Annotated in this window: 2 protein-coding genes and 1 pseudogene; 2 read left to right on the top strand and 1 reads right to left on the bottom strand. The window is 70.4% G+C overall.

What is annotated here, in order from left to right; all coding sequences use genetic code 11:
• Positions 1-309, top strand: a pseudogene (locus tag Q0716_RS09000) (primosomal protein N'); the annotation flags it as partial.
• Positions 310-324: 15 nt separating this feature from the next.
• Here the strand turns inward: Q0716_RS09000 and Q0716_RS08995 are convergent.
• Entirely contained in the window at positions 325-1,275 is a 951-nt protein-coding gene (locus Q0716_RS08995) for an AEC family transporter (protein WP_299022259.1), read from the bottom strand.
• Positions 1,276-1,392: 117 nt separating this feature from the next.
• On the opposite strand from Q0716_RS08995, the gene Q0716_RS08990 reads away from it, so the two are divergent.
• A partial coding sequence (locus Q0716_RS08990; RefSeq protein ID WP_299022258.1) for a UvrD-helicase domain-containing protein occupies positions 1,393-3,327 on the top strand: 1,935 nt, incomplete at its 3' end.

The following is a 3,327-nucleotide window of genomic DNA, read 5'->3' as shown; positions in this document are numbered from 1 at the left end:
AGCCACCAGGCGCTGCTGCGCGCCGAGGCACGGCAGCTCGACGCGGCCCTGGCCTGGCTGCGCCGCGCCGCCGAGGCAGCGCACGACCTGCCTGGACGCGCCCACGTGACCCTCTATGCACCGGTGCCGATGACGCTGACGCGCGTGGCCGGCATCGAACGCGCACAACTGCTGCTCGAGAGCCCCCGGCGCAGCGCCCTGCAGGCCCTGCTGGCCGCCTGGATGCCGCGCCTGCAAGGCCTGCGCGGCCATGCCGACACGCGCGGCCTGGTGCGCTGGGCCATCGACGTCGATCCGCTCAGCTTCTGACGGCGCGCCTGCCGCTCAGCGCAAGGCGGCCACCGCCGCCGAAAACGTCAGAAATGCCAGCGCGGTGGACACGAGGATGATGCGCGCGATGCGGCCATTGTCGGCCCCCATGCGCTCGGCCAGCAGCGAGACATTGCTGGCGCTGGGCAGCGCCGCCACCAGCACCATGACCGTCAGCGCCGTCGGCTGCAGCGGCGCCCCCAGCTGGATGGCCGCCGCGCCCACCAACAACACCAGCAGCGGGTGCAACAGCAGTTTGACCAGCGCCAGCGGCACGTAGTCGCGCCACGGCATCGGGTGGTCAGCCTGCATCTGCGAGCGCGCCAGCACCGCCCCGATGGTGAACAGCGCCACCGGGCTGGCCGCGTCCGCCAGCAGCCCCACGGTCTGGTCGAGCGGCCGCGGCAGTGCCACCTGCCACGCCGACGCCAGCGCCCCCAGGCCAATGGCCCACGGCATGGGGTTGCGCGCCACCCCCAGCAGCGCCTGCCGCAACGCCGCGCGCGCACCGCCCTCGCCCGCATCCAGCCGGGACAGCGCAATGCACAGCGAGCTGGTGATGACCATGTCCACCACGATGACCACGATCACCGTGCCCACGGCCGCGGGCCCCAGCAGCGCGGCGATCAGCGGCACCCCCATGAAGCCCGAGTTGGGAAACGCCGCCACCAACGCGCCGAAGGCGGCGTCGTTCCAGCCGATGCGCCCCCCCCACGTCACCGCCACCGCAAAACCCACCACGGCCAGCGCACACAGCAACCACACCCCGGCCACCGCGCCGTCGAGCAGCTGCGCGATCGGCGTCGACGCGCCAAAGCGGTACAACATGGCCGGCAGCGCAAAATACAGCACGAAACCGTTGAGCCCGGGAATCGCCTCCAGCGGCAGCCAGCGCCGCCGCGCGGCCAAGTAGCCAGCGGCGACCAGCGCAAAAAAGGGAAAGGTGACCAGCAAGATGGCGCCCATGAACGGCGATGGTAACGGGCGGCGCGGCCTGGCGCTGTCACCCCGCTATCATTCGCCCCTTCCCATCCCCGCGGCGCCTCTGTCCTGGCGGCCGCGTTTTCGCGTCCAGTGCCGTCGATGCACGACACCCTCAACCCCGCCCAACTCCAAGCCGTGCACCATCTGCACGGCCCCTCGCTCGTGCTGGCGGGCGCTGGCTCGGGCAAAACGCGCGTCATCACGCACAAAATCGCGCGTCTGATCCAAGCCGGACTGGCACCCGAGCGCATCGCCGCCATCACCTTCACCAACAAGGCCGCGGCCGAAATGCGCGAGCGCGCCCGCGCCCTCGTCGGCAAGGCGGCCCAGGGCGTGCTGCTGTGCACCTTCCACGCGCTGGGCGTGCGCATCTTGCGCGAAGACGGTGCCGCCATCGGGCTCAAACCCCAGTTTTCCATTCTGGACACCGACGACATCGTCGGCATCCTGAAAGACTGCGGCGGCACCACCGACAGCACCACCGCGCGCCACTGGCAGTGGCGCATCAGCCAGTGGAAAGGCGCCGGGGTGGACGCCAACGCGGCCCTGGCGCAAGCGCGTGACGAGAGCGAGCGGCATATCGCCCGAGTGATGGCACGCTACCAGGAACGGCTCGCCGCCTATCAGGCGGTCGACTTCGACGACCTGATCGGACTGCCGCTGAAGCTGCTGCAACAGTGCCCCGAGGCGCGGATGCGCTGGCAGCAGCGGCTGGGCCACGTGCTGGTCGATGAGTACCAGGACACCAGCGCGATGCAGTACGAGCTGCTCAAAGTGCTGGTGGGCCACGGCGAGCGGCCCGACCCGCGCCTGACCTGCGTCGGCGACGACGACCAATCCATCTACGGCTGGCGCGGCGCCACGCTGGACAATCTGCGGCGCCTGCCGCAAGACTTTCCCAACCTGGCGATCATCAAGCTGGAGCAAAACTACCGCTCCACCAACGCCATCCTGCGCGCGGCCAATGCGGTCATCGGCCCCAACCCCAAGCTGTTTCCCAAAACGCTGTGGAGCGCGCTGGGTGAGGGTGAACCCGTGCGCGTGCTCGCCTGCGACCACGAAGAGCACGAAGCCGAGCGCGCCGTGGCGCGCATCCAGGGCCTGCGCGCACAAGGCGCGGCGTGGCGCGACTGTGCCATCCTGTACCGCGCCAACCACCAATCGCGCGCGTTCGAAGTCGCACTGCGGCGCGCGGGCGTGCCGTACAAGGTCTCGGGCGGGACGAGCTTTTTCGACCGCGCCGAAATCAAGGATTTGTGCGCCTGGCTGCGCCTGCTGGCCAACGAGGACGACGACCCGGCCTTCCTGCGCGCGGTGACGACACCGCGGCGCGGCATCGGCCACCAGACGCTGGCGCAGCTCGGGCAGGTGGCCAGCGGGCTGCGCCTGAGCCTGTTCGAGACCCTGTCGTCCCCCCTGCTGCAGGCCAGCGTCGGCGCCAAGGCGCTGGCGGCGCTGCACGAATTCGGGCGCTGCGTCAACGAACTGCAATTCCGTGCCCGGCACGCCGTCGGGCACGAGGCGGCGCGCGCGGTGCTGATGCAGTGGCTCACCGACATCGGCTACGAGCGCCACCTGCACGACCACGCCGACAGCCCGCAACAGGCGCAGACGCGCTGGGGCCATGTGCTGGACTTCATCGACTGGATGGTGCAACGCTGCGGCGGGCAGATCGACGACACGGGCAGCGCCAGCGGCGAGGCGCGCGCGCCGCGCCCGCTGCTGGAAGTGGCGCAGACGGTGGCACTCATCAGCACGCTGTCCGAACGCGAGCAAGACCAAGACGTGGTGACGCTGTCGACCCTGCACGCGGCCAAGGGGCTGGAATGGCCCCATGTCATGCTGGTCGGCGTCAACGAAGGGCTGCTGCCCTTCAAGCCCGACGAGGACGACGCGCAGCAGCTCGCCGCACGCATCGAGGAAGAGCGCCGCCTGATGTATGTCGGCATCACGCGCGCCCAGCGCACGCTGGTGGTCAGTTGGCTCAAGCAGCGCAAACAAGGGCGCGAGCGCGTCACCGCGCAGCCCAGCCGC

Origin of the sequence: uncultured Tepidimonas sp., assembly GCF_938045175.1 — a bacterium.
Classification (GTDB): domain Bacteria; phylum Pseudomonadota; class Gammaproteobacteria; order Burkholderiales; family Burkholderiaceae_C; genus Tepidimonas.
Note: the sequence above shows the minus strand (reverse complement) of the source record. Positions and strands in the feature narration are given on the sequence as shown.